This is a genomic window from Enterobacter cloacae complex sp. 2024EL-00227, from assembly GCF_043945315.1.
Classification (GTDB): domain Bacteria; phylum Pseudomonadota; class Gammaproteobacteria; order Enterobacterales; family Enterobacteriaceae; genus Enterobacter; species Enterobacter roggenkampii.
Genome location: NZ_JBIMQP010000057.1, coordinates 1 through 1,674, shown reverse-complemented (window position 1 = coordinate 1,674; position 1,674 = coordinate 1). Strand labels below are relative to the sequence as shown.

Genomic DNA, 1,674 nt, shown 5'->3' with positions numbered 1-1,674 from the left:
TTTTTTAGGATGAACAGCGATGGCTCAGTACGGTGTTGAAACCTGGGACGCCTCAGGCAGGGTGAACAACTATGGAATTAAGCCTGTCAGTGTAAGCGGCTACCTACAGTTGGCCCAGAATGAAAAAACAGGCTCTTACTCCGTAGTGCTTCCACCGGGGTGTAAGCTTACTTATTTTCAGATCATGAACGGCGATCAGTGGGGAACAAGCCGGAGGAAGATCACTATTTCAGGTGGGACCGCAACGGTATCGGCAGTAGGCGATACCGACTATTCTGCAGGGACTGAGCCTGCGGCCGCGGCGTATATCATTTTCCAGATAGAGAGAGCATAAATGGCGCAGTATGGCGTTTTACTGACGACGACGGCCGGAGAAGTATGGGTCACCGCTAACAGTTCGCCTATTTCGTTGCAGGCACGGAAGACAGCAGAACTACAGGGGACATCGGGTTTCAATACCAAAGTGACGCACACATTTCCCTCAGGTCAGCCCGTTGTCGCCTTTGTTCATTGCACGGTTGAGGTGGAAATCACCCAGACGATAAGCGGGAACACCATCACTATTGATTTCCTCAGACCAAATGCAACCGGCACAGCGTATGTTTATTTTTTCTCTATTTTCCCACAGACAAAGCCAGACTACGGGCTGGCCGTCTGGGATGCGTCAGGGACGCTTATTTTGACAAACGAAACGCGCACACTCAGTGATGTGGTAACCCTCGGTACTGCCGGAGTAGATGCAAGTTCAGGTTATAACATCAATACCACGCTGGCGGGGAAATGGGCCTGTATGCCTGCCATGCTGGGTCTAATTACTGGAGTTATATCGGCCGGCGGACAGCCGCAGCCCTACTCGGCGATTTACAAGAGCATGGCAAAACTTGAGGGAGGCAATACGCGAATATTCGCCAGACCACAAACAACGCCCAGCGGAAACCTTCAGAACGTCGCGTATTCAAATCTGAGAAACGTGATAATGGCCATCAACTGCGCCAACTACGATTGATCGTTTTCAGCGATCAATCTTATGAAATTGATCTACAAAATCAATTATATCCCCTTGATTCATCTTGATATTGTTTAGCTTCGTGAATACCCTGGGATATAACCACTATGAAAAACATGATTCTTTGCCTGGCGGTGGCTGTATTGCTCTCCGGTTGCGCTGGCGTTCTTCAGAAGCAGCAACCTATATGTACCGGAACGGCCCTAATCGGCGGGCAGGAAAACATCGTCCAGATTTACGGAGTGCGTAAGCAAAGTAACCAGACCCAGTACCGCGCCGGTTACCCATTTAACTGGTCATGGGTTAGCGCAAACACGTTCAGTAGTACCACCTGCCATTAACTCAAACATTTTGAATAAACCTCGCCCCGGCGGGGTTTTTTATTGCCCGAAAGGAGCGCATATGTCTGCAGGAACTATCATCCTGACAAACGGGTCCGCTATTGTTGGCGGTTCCGGAACCTCATTCGCAACCGAACTCGCCGCAGGTGACTTTATTGTCTCCACTGTAGGCGGCGTTGATTATACGCTGCCAGTAAAAACGGTTGACGGTAATACCCAGGTGACTCTGGTTAGTAACTTTACCGGGCCTACTCAGGCCGGTGCAGCCTGGTCAGCTGTTCCCCGTGTGGCGCTGAACATGGTAACTGCCGCGCTGGTGGCGCAAAG

Annotated in this window: 3 protein-coding genes and 1 pseudogene; all 4 read left to right on the top strand. The window is 50.6% G+C overall.

The window, feature by feature from the left end; genetic code table 11:
* The first annotated feature begins 19 nt into the window (after positions 1-19).
* Positions 20-334: a hypothetical protein gene (locus ACHH0Z_RS25515; RefSeq protein WP_045409811.1), complete on the top strand. Its 315-nt coding sequence runs from the start codon at positions 20-22 to the stop codon at positions 332-334.
* Positions 335-1,006: a hypothetical protein gene (locus tag ACHH0Z_RS25510; protein WP_045409814.1), complete on the top strand. Its 672-nt coding sequence runs from the start codon at positions 335-337 to the stop codon at positions 1,004-1,006.
* Positions 1,007-1,113: 107 nt separating this feature from the next.
* Positions 1,114-1,347 carry a hypothetical protein gene (locus ACHH0Z_RS25505; RefSeq protein WP_045409817.1) on the top strand — a complete coding sequence of 78 codons (234 nt, stop codon included), beginning with the start codon at positions 1,114-1,116 and terminating at the stop codon, positions 1,345-1,347.
* A gap of 61 nt (positions 1,348-1,408) precedes the next feature.
* Positions 1,409-1,674 (top strand): annotated as a pseudogene (locus ACHH0Z_RS25500) (phage tail protein); the annotation flags it as partial.

Excerpts from the sequence above, each read along its gene's own strand:
- ACHH0Z_RS25515 (WP_045409811.1), top strand. The coding sequence starts at position 20 with ATGGCTCAGTACGGTGTTGAAACCTGGGACGCCTCAGGCAGGGTGAAC.
- ACHH0Z_RS25510 (WP_045409814.1), top strand. The coding sequence starts at position 335 with ATGGCGCAGTATGGCGTTTTACTGACGACGACGGCCGGAGAAGTATGG.
- ACHH0Z_RS25505 (WP_045409817.1), top strand. The coding sequence starts at position 1,114 with ATGAAAAACATGATTCTTTGCCTGGCGGTGGCTGTATTGCTCTCCGGT.